At 63.2% G+C, this 17,021-nt stretch carries 18 protein-coding genes; 9 read left to right on the top strand and 9 right to left on the bottom strand.

The annotated features are described in order from the left end of the window. Positions 1-188 precede the first annotated feature (188 nt). Together N0B28_RS16030 and N0B28_RS16025 are read right to left on the bottom strand one after the other, a co-directional pair. The gene (locus N0B28_RS16030) at positions 189-857 is read right to left on the bottom strand and encodes a GntR family transcriptional regulator (protein ID WP_088515149.1); all 669 of its coding nucleotides are present in this window, start codon (positions 855-857) and stop codon (positions 189-191) included. Positions 858-924: 67 nt separating this feature from the next. Continuing rightward, positions 925-1,659 carry an SDR family oxidoreductase gene (locus tag N0B28_RS16025; protein ID WP_078480772.1) on the bottom strand — a complete coding sequence of 245 codons (735 nt, stop codon included), beginning with the start codon at positions 1,657-1,659 and terminating at the stop codon, positions 925-927. Positions 1,660-1,844: 185 nt separating this feature from the next. Between N0B28_RS16025 and N0B28_RS16020 the strand changes: the two genes are divergently transcribed. From N0B28_RS16020 to N0B28_RS16010, 3 genes are read left to right on the top strand one after another with little or no spacing between them, the layout of a single operon-like run. Next, on the top strand, positions 1,845-2,876 hold the full coding sequence (locus N0B28_RS16020; protein WP_043861036.1) for an ABC transporter substrate-binding protein: 1,032 nt from the start codon (positions 1,845-1,847) through the stop codon (positions 2,874-2,876). A 57-nt stretch (positions 2,877-2,933) separates the two neighbouring features. Beyond that, complete coding sequence (locus tag N0B28_RS16015; protein ID WP_275727450.1) at positions 2,934-4,001, top strand: phosphotransferase; 1,068 nt, start codon at positions 2,934-2,936, stop codon at positions 3,999-4,001. Continuing rightward, entirely contained in the window at positions 3,998-5,317 is a 1,320-nt protein-coding gene (locus tag N0B28_RS16010; protein WP_275727448.1) for an aminotransferase class III-fold pyridoxal phosphate-dependent enzyme, read from the top strand. Before N0B28_RS16015 ends, N0B28_RS16010 begins: the two co-directional genes overlap by 4 nt. Before the next feature lie 21 nt (positions 5,318-5,338). Here N0B28_RS16010 and N0B28_RS16005 read toward each other — a convergent pair whose 3' ends face one another. The 3 genes from N0B28_RS16005 to N0B28_RS15995 all read right to left on the bottom strand — a co-directional run bounded on the left by N0B28_RS16005 (position 5,339) and on the right by N0B28_RS15995 (position 7,977). After that, positions 5,339-5,848, bottom strand: coding sequence for a flavin reductase family protein (locus N0B28_RS16005; protein ID WP_054916127.1), 510 nt, complete (start codon positions 5,846-5,848; stop codon positions 5,339-5,341). 85 nt (positions 5,849-5,933) lie between these two features. Then, complete coding sequence (locus N0B28_RS16000) at positions 5,934-6,965, bottom strand: methionine synthase (protein WP_043861040.1); 1,032 nt, start codon at positions 6,963-6,965, stop codon at positions 5,934-5,936. 28 nt (positions 6,966-6,993) lie between these two features. Next, complete coding sequence (locus tag N0B28_RS15995) at positions 6,994-7,977, bottom strand: DUF1852 domain-containing protein (protein WP_229589317.1); 984 nt, start codon at positions 7,975-7,977, stop codon at positions 6,994-6,996. Between the two features lie 335 nt (positions 7,978-8,312). On the opposite strand from N0B28_RS15995, the gene N0B28_RS15990 reads away from it, so the two are divergent. Further along, positions 8,313-8,495, top strand: a complete 183-nt coding sequence (locus N0B28_RS15990; RefSeq protein WP_054916126.1) for a hypothetical protein — start codon at positions 8,313-8,315, stop codon at positions 8,493-8,495. Positions 8,496-8,585: 90 nt separating this feature from the next. On the opposite strand, the gene N0B28_RS15985 is transcribed toward N0B28_RS15990, so the two are convergent. Both N0B28_RS15985 and N0B28_RS15980 read right to left on the bottom strand, forming a co-directional pair. Then, positions 8,586-9,050: a hypothetical protein gene (locus tag N0B28_RS15985; RefSeq protein ID WP_240619899.1), complete on the bottom strand. Its 465-nt coding sequence runs from the start codon at positions 9,048-9,050 to the stop codon at positions 8,586-8,588. A gap of 36 nt (positions 9,051-9,086) precedes the next feature. Continuing rightward, a complete protein-coding gene (locus N0B28_RS15980) occupies positions 9,087-10,274 on the bottom strand; it encodes an MFS transporter (protein WP_275727441.1) in 1,188 nt (395 codons plus the stop codon). 234 nt (positions 10,275-10,508) lie between these two features. Here N0B28_RS15980 and ggt point away from each other — a divergent pair, with 234 nt between their 5' ends. Both ggt and N0B28_RS15970 read left to right on the top strand, forming a co-directional pair. Next, entirely contained in the window at positions 10,509-12,287 is a 1,779-nt protein-coding gene (gene ggt / locus N0B28_RS15975; protein WP_275732063.1) for a gamma-glutamyltransferase, read from the top strand. A 76-nt stretch (positions 12,288-12,363) separates the two neighbouring features. Then, positions 12,364-12,831: a YbaK/EbsC family protein gene (locus N0B28_RS15970; protein WP_043861044.1), complete on the top strand. Its 468-nt coding sequence runs from the start codon at positions 12,364-12,366 to the stop codon at positions 12,829-12,831. A gap of 114 nt (positions 12,832-12,945) precedes the next feature. Here the strand turns inward: N0B28_RS15970 and N0B28_RS15965 are convergent, their stop codons facing one another. Next, on the bottom strand, positions 12,946-13,260 hold the full coding sequence (locus tag N0B28_RS15965) for a hypothetical protein (RefSeq protein ID WP_275727438.1): 315 nt from the start codon (positions 13,258-13,260) through the stop codon (positions 12,946-12,948). 96 nt (positions 13,261-13,356) lie between these two features. Here N0B28_RS15965 and N0B28_RS15960 point away from each other — a divergent pair, with 96 nt between their 5' ends. Together N0B28_RS15960 and N0B28_RS15955 are read left to right on the top strand one after the other, a co-directional pair. Beyond that, positions 13,357-13,734: an SH3 domain-containing protein gene (locus N0B28_RS15960; RefSeq protein ID WP_058541187.1), complete on the top strand. Its 378-nt coding sequence runs from the start codon at positions 13,357-13,359 to the stop codon at positions 13,732-13,734. A 117-nt stretch (positions 13,735-13,851) separates the two neighbouring features. Then, positions 13,852-14,157 (top strand): NIPSNAP family protein, encoded by a 306-nt coding sequence (locus tag N0B28_RS15955; RefSeq protein ID WP_043861047.1) that lies wholly within the window; start codon positions 13,852-13,854, stop codon positions 14,155-14,157. A gap of 78 nt (positions 14,158-14,235) precedes the next feature. Here the strand turns inward: N0B28_RS15955 and N0B28_RS15950 are convergent, their stop codons facing one another. Next, positions 14,236-15,726: an aldehyde dehydrogenase family protein gene (locus tag N0B28_RS15950; RefSeq protein WP_043861048.1), complete on the bottom strand. Its 1,491-nt coding sequence runs from the start codon at positions 15,724-15,726 to the stop codon at positions 14,236-14,238. 358 nt (positions 15,727-16,084) lie between these two features. On the opposite strand from N0B28_RS15950, the gene N0B28_RS15945 reads away from it, so the two are divergent. Next, a complete protein-coding gene (locus tag N0B28_RS15945; RefSeq protein WP_275727433.1) occupies positions 16,085-17,008 on the top strand; it encodes a transporter in 924 nt (307 codons plus the stop codon). Positions 17,009-17,021 lie beyond the last annotated feature (13 nt).

Here is a 17,021-nt window from a genome sequence, read left to right as displayed (position 1 = left end):
GTTTGCATATACAGTAATCCAGTCGGGCGAGCACGGCGAGCCGAGGCGACGAATTGCACGGGGAGGGGATTTTTTCGGTCGGCAGGACGCCGGAACAGGGGGGGGGAGAATCGGTTTCAGAACGCCAGCGGCGCCACTTGCAGCATGCGGCCTGTCGCATGCCGAGTTATCGCCAGCACCACGCCCCTTCAGTCATGCTCCATCTGAACATACTCCAGCATCTTCTGGCTCCCATCCAGAATGTCACTGCAGATCGCCAGGCGAGCCGCCGCACCATCGCGCTGCTTCAACGCCTCCAGCACATCCCAGTGATGATCAATCGCCATGCGCTCGTTGAACCCGCCGTAGGCCCGGGCAATCAGCGGCCCGGTACGCATCCACAACCCATCCAGCAGGCTGACCAGCACCGGCATATCGGCGATTTCCGCCAAACTGAAGTGAAACTCGTGGTTGAAGGTCAGCGCGGACCTCAAGTCATTGTCCTTGATCGCCACCAGGTTGTTCTGAATGCAGGTTTGCAGCCGCGCCACTTGCTCCTCGGTCGCCAGCGATGCAGCTGTTTCGGCCGCCAACCCCTCGAGCGAGAGCCGGATGCTCCTGATCTCCAAGTACTGCTTGGAAGTCAGTACCGGCACACGAATGTCCCGCGGTGTCTTCAGAACCAGCGCCTGCTCCTTTGCCAGTTGAAGAATCGCGTCCCGCACTGGTGTGACACTCGTACCCAGCTGTTCGGCAAGGTCGCGTATGCGCAGCCGGTCGTTAGGCTGGAAGCGCCCTGTAATCAGGGCTTCGCGCAGCAGGCCATAGATACCGCTGCCAAGGTAGGAGTGTTTCAGGTGCTCAATCGGATAATTCATCGCGTACTCGTGTGCGGCGCAGGCCCGGCGGGAGAGGGGAGGCTACCGGCAGCGATTATCGAGTAACTCAAACATGTTGCCCACCGTTTACATGGATTTCTGCGCCATTGACGTACGAAGCGCCCTGCGTGCAGAGAAAATGCACCAACGCCGCGACCTCCTCGGGTTTTCCCATGCGTTTCATCGGGATCGATCGCTCCACGATCAGCTCGGTGCCAGCGGACAGGATGGAGGTGTCGATCTCCCCCGGGGCGATCGCGTTCACCCGAACCCCATAGGGCCCGAAGTCGTGCGCCATCTCGCGCGTCAGCGCCGACAGCGCCGCTTTGGAGCAGGCATAGGCCACCCCTGCGAACGGGTGCACCCGCGAACCGGCAATGGAGGTGACGTTGATCACCGAGCCTTTCGCCGCCTTGAGCTCCTCGAACAACCCCCGTGCCAGCAGGGCCGTCGAGAAGATGTTCACGTTGAACACGTTCAGCCAGGTCGAGTAGTCGGACTCCAGCACCCCCAGCCGCCCACCATCCGGGCCTTTGGGTGAAACGCCGGCGTTGTTGACCAACGCATCCAGCCGCCCCCCGAGTTTTTCCCGGATTTCCGGAAGCCTGCGCTGTATGTCCTCCACGCTCCCCAGGTCGAGGTGAATGTGGTTGGCGATGCCTTCGGCCCAGGGGCAGCCTTCGCCCAGGTCCTGCCTCGAGGCGGTAAACACGCGCCAACCCGCAGCACTGAAATGTTTCACGGTGGCGTGGCCGATGCCCCGGCTGGCACCGGTGAGAAGCAGCGTACGTTGATCGGTCATGGCGGGTTCCCTGTTCATTGGTGAGGGCAAGTGTAGCGTAAAATATGATGCATCATATTTATTATGTGTTTTAATGCGTCCCGTCCCCACCGGGGAAGCGTCACGTTCGATCGATTGCTGCCACTACAAGAAAACTGCCATCCCTTTAAAGCTGCCCACGACCCGTAGCTGACCTGGAGAGACGCATGAATAAGAAAATCGCAGCTGTACTTTTGCTCGCAACCATCGCAAGCCCGCTGTATGCCGCTGAAAAGCTGACCGTGGTGTCCTTCGGCGGCAACAACCGCCAGGCGCAGGAGAAGGCGTTCTACAAACCCTTCACCGCCCAGACCGGCGTGGCCATCACCGCCGACGACTACAACGGCGAAATGGCCAAGATCAAGGTGATGGCCGACACCGGCAAAACCAGCTGGGATGTGGTGGAGGTCGAATCGCCCGAGCTCATCCGTGGTTGCAGCGAAGGGGTGTTCGAACCGCTGGACTGGAGCCGGATAGGCAACAAGGAAGACTTCATTCCTGCGGCCGTCAGCGACTGTGGTGTCGGCATCTTCATCTGGTCCACCGTGCTGACCTACGACCCCAACAAACTCGCCTCCAGCCCGCAAGGCTGGGCCGACTTCTGGGACCTGAAGAAGTACCCCGGCAAGCGCGGTCTGCGCCGCGGCGCGAAGTTCACGCTGGAGTTCGCGCTGCTCGCCGATGGGGTAGACAACAAGGACCTCTACACGCTGCTGGGTACTGAAGAGGGTGTCAAACGTGCGTTCAAAAAGCTCGATGAAATCAAGTCCAGCATCCAGTGGTGGGACTCCGGCGCGCAGCCGCTGCAATGGCTGATCGCCGGTGACGTGGTCATGACCTCCGCCTACAACGGCCGTGTCACCTCTGCCCAGGAGGAAGGCCAATCGTTCGCGATGCAATGGAATGGCAGCCTCTACGACCTCGATCACTGGGCCATCGTGAAAGGGGCGCCGAAAAAGGAATTGGCCGAGCGCTTCATCGCGTTCGCCAGCGAGCCCATGCAACAGAAGAACTTCGTCGAGGCCATCCCCTACGGGCCCAGCAACACCGGCGCGATGGACCTGCTGGACAAGCGCGTGGGCGAAAAACTGCCCACCGCCCCGCAAAACCTGAAAAACGCCCGTGCCACCGACGCCGAGTTCTGGATCGACCACGGTGAGGACCTGGAGGAACGCTTCAACGCCTGGGTCAACAAGTGATGCATGGCGCCCCTGAAACCGGGGGCGCCATTCAAAGGCCGTATAAGGATGCGAGTCATGCCCCTTGAAAATCTGGCTGTCGATGACAGCCTGCTCGAAGCTGCTCCGGCACGGGTCACCGATGCGCAGGCGTGTGCAGTGCTGCGCCAGCAATTTGGTTTGAGCGGCACGCTCGAAAAACTGGGCGGCGAGCGCGACCTCAATTTCCGCGTGATGCTCGAAGGCGGCTCATCCCGGTTGTTCAAGCTCTCCCACCCGCTTGAAAACCCCGATGTGGTCGACTTCCACAACCAGGCGATGCGAAGAATCGAGCTTCGCGATCCCGGGCTTGCGGTTCAGCGCGTGCACCCCTCGCTTGAGGGCCAGTACGCCACCTTCGTCGAGATCGACGGGCAGCGCATGCTGGCGCGGCTGCTGTCCTTCGAAGACGGCATGCCCCTTCACTGCGTGAGTCACCCCACACCGACGTTTCGCCGGGTCATCGGGCAGTCCATCGCCCGGCTTGACGTGGCGCTGCAAGGGTTTGCCCACCCCGCCGCCGGGCATGCGCTGCTGTGGGACATGCAGCACGCCGCGCACCTTCGACCGCTGCTGGTGCACATCGAACCCGGCCCCGGACGAAGCCTGGTGCAGCGCAGCCTCGAGCAGTATGCGTCGGTGGTGGTGCCCAGCATCCCCGGGTTGCGCAAGCAGGTCATTCACAATGACACCAACCCGCACAACATCATCGTGGATGCCCACAACCCCGATGTGCTGCGCAGCATCCTCGATTTCGGTGACATGGTGCATGCGCCCCTGGTCAACGAGGTCGCGGTTGCCGCTTCCTACCACCTTGGGCAGGTAGGCGATGTACTGGAGCCGGCCCTAGATGTGATTGTCGGCTACCACCAGTGCAACCCCCTGAACCAGCAGGAGCTGGCGCTGCTGCCCGAGCTGCTGGCCACGCGCCTGGCGTTGGCCCTGTGCATCAACTCCTGGCGCGCCGAACTGCATCCGGACAATCGCCAGTACATCCTTCGAAACACCCAGCGTGCCTGGGCAAACCTGAAGGCACTGTCGGCGCTGCCTCGCGCTGAAACAGAAGACCGAATTGCTTCGGCCTGCCTGCGAGCAAATCGAGCATGAGCATGATCAACGGCTTCACGTCAGCCGACGCCACCCGGCTTTCGGCATCGCAGCGACGCCTGATCGAGCGCCGCGAGCGGCTACTGGGCCCGGCATACCGTCTGTTCTACGAGCGACCGCTGCACACCGTTCGAGGGGAGGGCGTATGGCTCTTCGACGAGCAGGGCCGTCGTTACCTGGACGCCTACAACAACGTTGCCTCCATCGGTCACTGCCATCCCCGGGTGGTCGAGGCGATTCATCGGCAGTCGCAGGTGCTGAACACGCACACCCGTTACCTGCAGGAGGGCATTCTCGACTATGCCGAGCAGTTGCTCGGTACCTTCACCGATGACCTGGATCGCGTCATGTTCACCTGCTCCGGGAGCGAGGCGAATGATCTGGCGCTGCGTATCGCCAGGCACTGCACCGGAGGCACCGGCGTCATCATCACCCGGTTCGCCTACCACGGCGTCACCGCAGACATCGCCGAGCTTTCACCATCGCTTGGCAGCGCCATGGTGCTCCCGGCGCATGTGCGCACCGTTCGCGCACCTGACGCTTACCGTCTGGGGGCCGAAAACGTGGCGCCGATGTTCGCCGCAGACGTGCGCGCCGCAATCGACGACCTCAAGGCGCACGGCATCCGCCCGGCGGCAATCCTGCTGGATGGCATCTTCTCCAGCGACGGCGTGCTGCCCGGGCCGGCGGGCTGTATCGCCGAGGGTGTGGCGCTGGCCCAGGCCGAAGGCCTGCTGTACATCGCCGATGAGGTACAGCCGGGTTTTGCGCGTACCGGCCTTAACATGTGGGGGTTTACCAGGCACAACGTGCGCCCGGACCTCGTCACCCTCGGCAAGCCCATGGGCAATGGCCAGCCCATTGCCGGCATCGTCGGGCGCTCCCAGGTGGTCGATCACTTCGGCAGGAGCATGCGCTACTTCAATACCTTTGGCGGCAACCCGGTCTCGTGTGCGGCAGGTCAGGCGGTGCTGGACGTCATCCGCGAAGAACACCTGCAGCAGAGGGCCCATCACATTGGCAGCTATCTGCTGGACGGCCTGACACGGCTTGCCCTGCGCCATCAAATGATCGGCGACGTCAGGGGGGCCGGCATGTTCCTTGGGGTTGAGCTGGTCACCGACCGCGCCACCAAGGCACCCGCAGCCAGGCAGGCCCGCCAGGTGGTCAACGCGATGCGCGAGCAGGGCGTGCTGATCAGCGCCGCCGGTCCGCACCAGAACGTGCTCAAAATCCGTCCGCTGCTGGCGTTTACCGAAGAGCATGCGCAGATGCTTGTGGAAGCGGTCGATACCGCGATGCAAGGGGCTTGTTGAGAAGGCCAGGCCCCTGGTTCCTCAGCCTGCGCCGTGGGCGGCGAGGTTGCAGTATTGCCCCTTGAAGTACAGCAAGGGCTGTGTGGCGGCAGTTTGCTGCAGGTTCAGCGCCTTCACTTCGCCAATCACGATCAGGTGATCACCGGCGACGTGTTCGGCGTGGATCTCGCAATCGAGCCAGTGCAGGCTGCCGGCAATGATCGGGTTGCCCAGTGGCGATGCCTGCCATTGCACGCCCTGCCACTTGTCGGTACCTCGTCGGGCGAACTGGTTGGAGATCCCGACCTGTTCACCGGACAGGATATTGACTGCGAAGCGGCCTGCCTGGCGGATCCTGGGGTAGCTGGCCGAACCGGCCATCACGCTGAACGACACCAGCGGCGGGCTCATCGACACGCTATAGAACGACTGGCAGGTAAAGCCGACCGGCTCCTCCTCGATCTGCGACGTGATCACCGTGATACCCGATGCGTAGTGCCCGAGCGCTTCGCGAAAGCGCAATGGCTCGATGGCAGTACTGGAACGTGACATGGTAGGTCCTGGCTGAAGGGGCGGATCCAAAGGCGGTGGGGAGGGGGCAAGCCGCTCGATCAGCGCTGCAACCCCTCCTGCACCCTTATCGGTTCAAGAGCTCTCTGCGCACGATGTCCGCGCCGGCGCTCAAGGCGTTCAGCTTGCCGCGTGCCACCTCGCGGGGCAGAGGGGCCATGCCGCAGTTGGTGCACGGGTAGAGCTTGTCGGCGTCCACGAACTGCAGCGCTTTGCGCAGGGTGTTGGCCACTTCCTCGGGGGTTTCGATGGCGTGGTTCGCCACATCGATGGCCCCCACCATCACTTTCTTGCCGCGAATCAGCTCGATCAGGTCCATCGGGACATGGGAGTTGTGGCACTCCAGCGAGATGATATCGATGCCGGATTTCTGCAGCTTGGGGAAGGCTTCCTCATATTGGCGCCACTCCGAGCCCAGCGTCTTTTTCCAGTCGGTATTGGCCTTGATGCCGTAGCCGTAGCAAATATGCACGGCCGTTTCACATTTGAGCCCTTCGATCGCCCGTTCCAGTGTGGCCACGCCCCAGTCATTCACCTCGTCGAAGAACACGTTGAAGGCAGGCTCGTCGAACTGGATGATGTCCACGCCCGCCGCCTCCAGCTCTCGGGCTTCCTGATTGAGGATCTTGGCAAATTCCCAAGCCAGCTTTTCCCGGCTTTTGTAGTGGCTGTCATACAGCGTGTCGATCATGGTCATGGGGCCCGGCAGGGCCCATTTGATGGGCTGGCTGGTCTGCTGGCGCAGAAACCTGGCATCTTCGACAAACACCGGTTTTTGCCTGGCAACAGCACCCACAACGGTCGGCACGCTTGCGTCATAGCGGTCACGAATTCTGACGGTTTCGCGCTTCTCGAAATCCACTCCGCTCAGGTGCTCGATAAAGGTGGTAACGAAATGCTGGCGGGTCTGTTCGCCGTCGCTGACGATATCAATGCCTGCGTGTTGCTGTTCCTGCAGGGCCAGGCGCAAGGCATCCTGCTTGCCTTCGAGCAGCTCCTCGCCGTGCAGCTTCCAGGGCGACCAGAGCGTCTCGGGTTGTGCAAGCCAGGACGGTTTGGGCAGGCTGCCAGCAGTGGAGGTGGGTAGCAGTTTTTTCACGATAGATGACCTTGTATGTTCTGAATGATCAAAGCGCGTATTGGGCGGACCACTGCTCAAGCACGGTCTGGTAGGGCTTGATGAAGTGCTCTTCGACAAACCTGCCCTGTTCGATGGCCAACTGACTGCGCTCTTCTCGATCGTAGACAATGCGGGTCAACGAGTAATCCTGGTGATTCAAGCTCGGCTGATAGCATCGACCTGCTGCTGAATTCGCGTTGTAGATTTCAGGGCGATAGATCTTCTGGAAGGTATCCATCGTGCTGATGGTGCTGATCAGTTCAAGGTTGGTGTAATCCCCCAGCAGGTCCCCCGCAAAGTAGAACGCCAGCGGTGCCACGCTGTTGGCAGGCATGAAGTAGCGAACCTTCAGGCCCATCTTCCGGAAGTACTCATCGGTCAGGGAATATTCGTCCTGCTGGTATTCGGTGCCCAATACCGGGTGCTGGTTTTCGGTGCGCTGATAGGTCTTGCTGCTGGAAACACTCAGGCAGATGACCGGTGGTTTTTTGAAGTGTTCTTTATAAGTGCTCGAGTTCACGAAATGCTTGAACAGCTTGCCGTGCAGCTCGCCGAAATCATCCGGCGTGCTGAACCCCTGCTGGTTCTTGTTGTGCCCCAGCAACAGCACGCTGAAGTCATAATCGCGCACGTACGAGGAGAAGTTGTTGCCTACGATGCCCTCGATGCGTTCGCTTGTTTTGCGATCCACAATGGTGGTCTGCAATATTTCAATCAGCGGCAGGGCGGTGTCCCTGTGCTCGGCATCCATGTTCATTTCCACGGAAATGATTTCAAGTTCGACGTTGTAGCGGTCGCCTTTCGGGTTGTCCCAGTGCGCCAGGGCGTTGAAACGATTGTCGATCATCGTCAGGGTGTTGCGCAGGTTCTCCTGGCGACGCTGCCCCCTCGCCAGGTTTGCGAAGTTGGTGGTCGTGCGGGTGTTTTCAGCGGGGCGATAATGTTCGTCGAAACGAATACGCTTGATCGAGAATGTAAATGCTGTGCTCATTTTAATCGGGTGCCCTGATGGTCCGAGATAAAAACCGAATCTACATTTGCCCTCTTCGGCAAGTTTGATTCGTTGTAGGTTTTTTTGCTCGGGCGTCTTGAAGTGTTCCTTAATTGGGGCGTATTTTATGTCCGGGCATCGAACGAGTTAAATTGAATTGATTTCATGGGAACGTTAGCCACCCTCATGATGCTCATCTGCAGGGCTTTTGATTATTATTTTCCGCCTTGGCCAATAAGCGGCAGGTTCGCTTTTTCAAGATGCGCGCAGGCCATGGTGACCATTGAGGCCTCAAGGCGCTGGAGGCCATGGCGTCACTTGTTGCGGATATATAAATGAAACCACTGATCACGGCCCTTGCGCTGTTCATCCTCGCCGGCTGTACCTCCAGCGGCGCTCCCACGGCTGAGCAGCAAACCCGGGAATGCATGAACTATCACGCCATGATGACCGCGCCCATGGCGCCCGATGCCATGCAGCGCCTCAAGGCTGCATGCGAACAGTCCAGGCTTCGATAGCGGCCTAGGCTCTGTACGAAAAGCCTTGATACTCGATGATGCTGCGTTGAAAACAGCCTGACCTTCGTCTCAAGACTTTTCATACAGACCCTAGTCCCAGGCCATCACCACGCCTTCCAGCCGGCGAAATTCATCCAGTGTGTGGTGGAATTCGGCGCGTTCGAAGGTGGCGGTGCACGCGGCCTCGAACCAGCTGACGCGGGGCTGCTCCAGGGTGATCACCTCGTGCAGCAGGCCGAAGCGCCGCCAGTGGATGTGGTCCTCATGGGCGTGTTGCTCCACGACGATGACCGTGCAGCTCAGGTCCAGGTCATCGGAGCACACCAGCAGCGGCACCAGGGTGGTCCACCCAGGGGCAGTGGAGTAGCTGCGGTCCCACACCAGTTCATTATCGTCTTCGCCGTAGAGGCCGGCATGCGCTGCCACCAGATGAAGCTGCGCAGCGGGGTCTCGTATTGGCAGCCAGACTTCCAGCGGCACGCCATCGATGGCGAAGGTCGAGTAGAAGCCCTGGCTGTACTTCGATTTGAAGCTGGCGATTGAAAGCTGGTTCACGTTGGTTTCTTTCCTTTGGCAAAACCTGGCAGGCCCTCAGTGCCCGCCCTTCATGCGCCGCGCCACCAGGTAGATCCCCAACCCCACCAGCGCAGTCGCCGCGCCAATGTAGCCGGTACTGGTCCAGCCGAACCCCGCGGTAATCGCCATGCCGCCAAACCATGGCCCCAGCGCATTGGCCAGGTTGAACGCCGCATGGTTCGATGCCGCCGCCAGGCTCGGTGCTTCATGTGCAATGTCCATCAGGCGAATCTGCAAGGGGGCGGCCAGTGCGATCATGGTGCCGACCAGCCCGCAGCCCAGCAGCACGCCCCACGGCGAGCTGGCCGCGAAGGGGAACAGGCTCAGCACGAGAATCGACCATACCAGCACCAACCCCACCGCGCGAAACTGCAGGCGGTCGAACAGCTTGCCGCCCGCGATGTTGCCGATGATGCCGCCCACCCCGAACGCCGCCAGCCCGAATGGAATCCACTGTGGCGACACCTTGGTCACCTGCAGCATGGTCGGCGCCAGGTAACTGAACACGCAGAACATGCCGGCAAAACCGATCGAGGCGATGGCCAGCGCCATCCACACCTGCGGCAGGCGAAACGCCTGGAGCTCCTTGCGCGGGTCGCTGCGTACTTCATCGTGACGCTGCGGCACGTAGCGCCACACCAGCCCGATGGTGCACAGCGCAATCGCGCCCACCAGCACGAACGCCGCACGCCAGCCGAAGAACTGCCCCAGGAAGGTCGCCACCGGGTTGCCCAGCAGCATCGCCAGGGTGAGCCCCATCATCACCCGTGCCACCGCGCCCGCGCGCTGGTCGGTGGCCACCATGCTCGAGGCCACCACCGCCGCGATGCCGAAGTAGGCGCCGTGGGGCAGGCCGCTGATAAAGCGAAACGCCACCAGCCCGGCGAAGGAGGGCGCCAAGGCCGTGGCCAGGTTGCCGATTGCATACAGCGCCATCAGCAACAGCAGCATGTGCTTGCGCAGCAGCTTGGCGCCCAGAATCGCCAGGGCCGGCGCACCCACCATCACGCCCAGGGCATAGGCGCTGATGGCATGGCCCACCTGGGGCTCGCTCAGGTGCAGGTTGCTGGCGATGTCGGGCATCAGCCCCATGATCGCGAACTCGCCGGTACCGATGGCAAAACTTCCCAGGGCCATGGCGGCTTCCATCTTGCCGACGGTGGCTCTGGAATAGGCGAGTGGCGGCGCTTGCTGAATGGTCATCTGAATCCTTGAAACAAACTGAAACGTTAAAGCGGGAAGCTTAATCAATCTGCACCCTACGCGTCGAGAATCAGGGCACGCGCATTGGATTCGCCGCACAAGGCGCGGTGAGTACCGGGCCTGCTCGCGTCAATCACGCTACCATTGCCCGCGTTCCCCAAACGCCCAATGGAGTTGGTCTTGACCGGTTACCCAACCACCCGCAAACACCTGATCCACGCCCTCGGCTTCTCGATGGCAACGTTGCTGCTCGGCGCCTGCACCAGCGCAACCCCGCCTGCGCCATCCAGCACCGCCTTGCCCGCCGCCCCGGAAATCGCCTCGGGCTACCGCACAGGCATGGCCACCGTACAGGCACAGCACCATATGGCCGCGGCAGCCAACCCTCTGGCAAGCGCCGCCGGCCAGGCGATGCTGCGCAAGGGCGGGTCTGCGATCGATGCCGCCATTGCCATGCAGGCGGTGTTGACCCTGGTGGAGCCGCAGTCCAGCGGCATCGGCGGCGGCGCCTTCATCCTGTACTGGGATGGCAAGCAGGTGCAGGCGTTCGATGGGCGGGAGACGGCGCCCCAAGGGGCCGACAGCCGCCTGTTCCTGAAGCCGGACGGTACGCCGATGGGATTCAAGGACGCCCAGATCGGCGGTCGCTCGGTGGGCGTGCCCGGTGTGCTCAGGGCCCTGGAGATGGCGCACCAGCAACACGGCAAGCTGCCCTGGCGCGCGCTGTTCCAGCCGGCCATCGACCTAGCCCGCGACGGCTTCCCCGTGTCTGCGCGGCTGCATGCCCTGATTGCCGCCTCCACCTCGATACCGCAGTCGCCTGCACTGGCCCGCTACCTGCTCACGGCCCAGGGCCAGCCCTTGCCCGTGGGCACGCTGCTGAAGAACCCCGAGCTGGCGCAAACCCTGGAGGCCATCGCCAACCAGGGCCCGGACGCCTTCTACCACGGGCCCATCGCCGAGGCGATGGTGCAGCAGGTCAATACCCACAGTAACCCCGGCACGTTGTCGCTGGGCGACATTGCAGGCTATCGGGCCAAGGTGCGCGAGCCGGTATGCGGGCCGTACAAGCAGTGGACGGTCTGCGGCATGCCGCCACCGTCGTCCGGTGGCGTCGCGGTACTGCAGACGCTGGGCATTCTGGAGGCGCTGCAGCGCCAGAAACCGGCACTGGACCTGGCGGCGATGGCGCCAGAAAAAGCTCGCCCCGGGGGCGTCATGCAACCCTCCGCCCAGGCCGTGCACCTGATTGCCGAGGCCGAGCGCCTGGCCTATGCCGACCGCGCCCTGTACCTGGCCGACAGCGACCAGGTGCCGGTCAATGTGCCAGGGCTCACCAGCAAGGCGTACCTGGCCCAGCGCGCCACGCTGATCGGTGACCGGAGCATGGGCGTCGCCACTGCCGGTGTGCCGCCCGGCATGCCCCTGGCGTGGGCGCCTGACCGCTCGCCATTGCGCATTTCCACCTCGCAGATCGTCGCGGTGGACGATCAGGGCGGCGCGCTGTCGATGACCACCTCGGTCGAGGCGGCGTTCGGCTCTCATGTGCTGGTCAAGGGCTTTCTGCTCAACAACCAGATGACCGACTTTTCGTTCATCCCCGAGGAGAACGGCAAGCCGGTGGCCAACCGCATCGCACCGGGCAAGCGGCCGCGCTCCTCGATGGCGCCGACCCTGGTGTTCGACCAGGCCAGCGGCCAGTTGGTGGCCGCCCTCGGCTCGCCCGGCGGCTCGCAGATCATCGAGTACGTGAACAAGGCGCTGATCGGCTTGCTGGACTGGAAGCTCGACCCGCAGCAGGCCGTCGACCTGCCCAACTTCGGCAGCCGCAACGTCGGCACCGAAGTGGAGGCCGGGCTGGTCGGCCCTGCCCTGATCGAGCAGCTCAAGGCCCGCGGGCATGCGGTATCGCCCATCGAGATGACCAGCGGCACGCAGGTCATCGTGCGTGATGGGCAGGGCTGGTCGGCCGGTGCCGACCCACGTCGCGAGGGCGTCGCGTTGGGCGACTGAGTTTTTTGCCTGCCCAAGCTGGTAGGGTACGCAACGGTATCCCGCCAGGGCTGTTTTTTCAGAGGATCAAGCGAAGATGAGTCTGCAGTCAGTCAAAGCGTTTTTCTCCCACCATTCACCCGACCTGCAGGTGCTGGAACTGGCGTCCAGCACCGCCACCGTCGCCCTGGCCGCCGAGGCGCTGGCGGTCGAGCCTGGGCAGATCGCCAAGTCGCTCTCGCTGCGCGTGGGGGAGGAGGTGATCGTGCTGGTGGTACGCGGCGATGCGCGCCTGTGCAACCGCAAGTACAAGCAGCAGTTCGGCGTCAAGGCACGCATGCTCGAGGCCGAGCAGGTCGAGCAGCACACCGGCCACCCCATCGGCGGCGTGTGCCCCTTCGGCCTGAGCCAGCCGCTGCGGGTGTACTGCGACGAGTCGCTGAAGGACTTCGAGGTGGTCTTCCCCGCCGGCGGTGCCGTCAATGCGGCGGTGCGCATCGAGCCCGAGCGCCTGGCCACCCTGGTCAACGCGCAGTGGGTCGACGTGATCCAGCCACTGGCCTGAAGTCGCCAGGCGCGCAAGCGGTGGTGGCGCGGGGTTATGAAAACCGCTCGATTATCCGTTGCAGGGCAACGGCGGGCAGGCCGACTTGCCACAGCAAGCCGGCCTGCCCGGGGGTCACACGCAGATCTGCTTGCGCACACCGCGTGGCAGGCGGCAACGGTCGGCCTGGCTGCTCAGGCGAGCCTGCCAGCTGGCCTTGACGTTGAACGCGGGCACCGGCGCCGGCGCGGCCTGTTGCTGGCGCTGCTTGCGCAGTTCGGCCAGCGAAGGGGTCTTGGCCTTGGCGGCCACGGCTGCCGAGTCGGGGGCAGCCAGCGAGCGCAGGCAGGACTTGCACGACACCTGATCCGCTGCCTGAGTGCTGTTGAGGGTCTGACTGGTACGCCCGCAGGCGGCATTGGCGCCGTTCGCCGAATAGTGTGTAACCAAACCGTACATCTCCAACCTATTGATAACAAAGGCGCTATTTTCGCACAGCCGCGCCGCTGGGTGGGCACCGGCTTCAGTTCACCAAGGAGAAGACACATGCAATACCGCGTGATTAAAGCGCACCGCAGCGAATTCCCTCAGCCCATCACCTTTGCCAAGGGGGCCGTGCTGGAGGTGGGGGAGGTGTACCAGGGCGATGAAGGATGGGACAACTGGTACTTCTGCACCACGCCCGGCCAGCAGGGTGGCTGGGTACCGGCGCAGGTGATCGAAAGGCTGGGCGAGCAGGCAGGCCGCGCGCGCGAGGACTACACCGCCAGGGAGCTGGACGTGGACATTGGCGATGAGTTGCTCTGCGTGAGGTCGCTCAACGGCTGGTCCTGGTGCACAAGGTCGCGCGACGCGCAGGCCGGCTGGGTGCCTTCAAGCCATCTGCGCCACATCGAACAGGCGCCGGCGGCACCGACCCGCTGAAGGGCTGCACGCGGGTTCAACGGTGCGAGCGCTGATGCTCGCTGCACCTGTCGCGTATTGACGCCCGCCCGTGACGCCCACTAGGCTCGCTGCCGGTCCCTTTCATGGAGTGCTGCAATGGTTACCTGCTACCTGCGCTACATCGTCGATGCCTACAAGCTGCAAGAGTTCGAAGCCTACGGGCGCATGTGGATACCGCTGGTGGAGAAATTCGGCGGCCAGCACCATGGCTACTTCCTGCCCAGCGAAGGCGCCAACAACGTCGCCCTGGCGATGTTCTCGTTCCCGAGCCTGGCAGCGTACGAACGTTACCGCGAACAGTCGAAAACCGACGCCGAGTGCATCGCCGCGTTCAAGTACGCCGAAGACACCCGGTGCATCATCAGCTACGAGCGCAGTTTCTTCCGCCCTGTACTGGGCTGACCCCATCACGGCGCAAGCCCCCTCCTGTGGGAGCGGGCTTGACCCGCGATCGGGCCGCAGAGCGGCCCCAACTGCCGCCTACAGCTTCATCACCACCGACTTCAGCTCGGTGTAATGCTCGATGGCCGCCGCGCCCATCTCGCGCCCCACGCCCGACAGCTTGTAGCCGCCAAACGGCAGCGCCGGGTCCAGCGCACTGTGACAGTTGACCCACACCGAGCCCGACTTGATGCGCGGCACCATGCGATGCACCTGCGCCAGGTCGTTGGACCAGATGCTCGCGCCCAGGCCATAGGCACTGTCGTTGGCCAGGCGAATCGCCTCGTCCATGTCGTCGAACGGAATCGCCACCAGCACCGGCCCGAAAATCTCCTCCTGCACCAGCGGGCACTGCTGGTCGACGTCGGCAATCACCGTCGGCTGCACGAAATACCCCGGCCCGTAATACTCGCCGCCACACGCCACCTTGGCGCCCAGCTCGCGGCCCATGTCGATGTAGCGGCCCACCCGTGCCTGCTGCTTGGCCGAGATCAACGGGCCCATGTCGATGCTCGGGTCCAGGCCATTGCCCAGCTTCATGCCGTTGGCGATGCCGGCAATATCGGCCACCACGCGGTCGAAATGCTTGCGGTGCACATACAGGCGCGACCCCGCGCAGCACACCTGCCCCTGGTTGAAGAAGATCGCGCTGGCGGCACCGGCAGCGGCCACCTCAAGGTCGGCGTCGGCCAGGATGATGGTCGGCGATTTGCCGCCCAGCTCCAGCGTCACCCGCGTCATCGAATCCATCGCCGCCTTGCCGATCAGCTTGCCCACCTCGGTCGAGCCGGTGAAGGTCACCTTGTCCAGCAGCGGGTGCGCCGACAGCGCCGCACCGGCCACCGCGCCCACGCCGGTGACCACGTTGAACACGCCCGCCGGGTAGCCGGCCTCCAGCACCAGTTCGGCCAGCTTGAGCGCGCTCAGCGGGGTCTCGTCCGCCGGCTTGAGCACCACGCTGCACCCGGTGGCCAATGCCGGGCCCAGCTTCCAGCAGGCCAGCAGCAGGGGGAAGTTCCACGCCACGATGGCACCCACCACACCCACTGCCTCGCGGCGCACATAGGCATGGAACTCGCCGTCGAACAGCGGCAGCGACGGGTCGACCGTGGTGCCTTCGATCTTGGTTGCCCAGCCGGCCATGTAGCGCAGCGAGTCGATGGCCATCTGCACGTCCATCACCCGCGCCACCTGCGCGCTCTTGCCGTTGTTCAGGCATTCGAGCTCGGCGAACACCTGGGCATCGCGCTCGATCAGGTCGGCCAGCTTCCACAGCAGGTTCTGGCGCTCGCGCGGGCGCATGCGGCTCCAGGGCGAGTCATCGAACGCCTGGCGCGCGGCACGTACCGCCTGGTCGACATCCTCGACCGTGGCGGCAGGCACCTGGGCCAGCGCCTGGCCGTTGGCCGGGTTGAGCAGTTGCAGCGTGGCGCCATCGCTGGCGCCGCGCCAGTCGGCACCGATCAGCATGCGGTGCTGACGCTGCACGAACGCCTGGGTATCACTGTGAACCGGGAAGGCATGGGTCATGGGTGTGGCTCTCTTGTTATTGAAAGGAACCCGAGGCATTCAGCAACCCTTGTGCCAGCTTTTTTCTACTACCAAAGTACTTGTTTTTCAGGGGTTTGGAGGGCTTGAGCCGGTTCTGTGCGTATTAGGTCGAGACAAACGGTGAGACACATGAGACGCCCCTGAGAAACCCCGCAAAGCCTTGCAAACCGGGCCTGCAACGGGGCAGGTGGCAGCCGGGCACCTCACCGCAGGTTGACGTCCTCAAAGCGCAACCAATTGATATCAATGGATTAATTTCGTTGGCACGAAGCCTGCTACGGCCTGTGTGCCGCCCATTGGGTGGCTCATCCGACAAAAACAATAAACAGGTGACTCGATGAGCAAGACCGTACTGTCAAGCGTGCCGGCACACCGCCGTCGTACTGTATTGGGCTGGGCACAGGCCTGGACGCTGGGCCTCGCCGGCTGCCTGGGCAGCCAGGCGCACGCCGTGGATGTGGACGCCGGGGACTACACCGCGTTGCCCGAAGGCACCAACCTGGGCATGGTCTACTACCAGCATGCCGAACGTCGCTCGCTGTACTCCGGTGGCCACAAGCAGCCGGTGCGTGCCGGGCTGAACTCCGACATCGGCATTCTCAGGGGCGTGCACTTCATGAAGCTGGGCGGGTTCACCATCGACCCGCAGTTCCTGCTGCCCTTCGGCCAGCTCGAAGGCAAGCGCGACACCTCGGGCCTGGGCAAGAGCGATGGCGGCATCGGCGACCTGATCCTGGCCTCCACCGTGTGGCTGGTGGAGCGCCCGGAAGAAAAGACCTATTTCGGCATCACCCCGTTCCTCTACGTGCCCACCGGCCGCTACGACCGCGACGACGCGCTCAACATCGGCGAGAACCGCTGGAAGTTCGCGCTGCAGGCCGGCTACATCCAGGGCCTGGGCGACAAGTGGTGGCTGGACCTGATCGGCGACGTCACCTGGTTCGGCAAGAACGACGACGCCACCTCCGCCGGCCTGACCCTGCGCCAGTCCGCGCTGTACCAGGGCCAGGCGTTCCTGCGCTACCAGCTCACCCCGAGCCTGGACCTGCGCGTGGGCTACTCCAGGTTGTGGGGCGGCGAAACCCGCCTGGACGGCGTCGACCAGCACGACAAACCCGACACCGCCAAGTTTCTGGTGGGCGCAGGCTGGTTCGTCACGCCCAAGACCCAGCTGCTGTTCAACTATGGCCGTGACCAGTCGGTGGAAAACGGTTTCAAGGAAGGCGACCGCTTCAACGTACGCCTGATGCAGGTGTTCTGACCCGCACCTGCAG

Origin of the sequence: Pseudomonas sp. SD17-1 (genome assembly GCF_029201585.1) — a bacterium.
Lineage (GTDB): Bacteria > Pseudomonadota > Gammaproteobacteria > Pseudomonadales > Pseudomonadaceae > Aquipseudomonas > Aquipseudomonas palmensis.
This window is presented reverse-complemented; position numbering and strand designations above follow the sequence as displayed.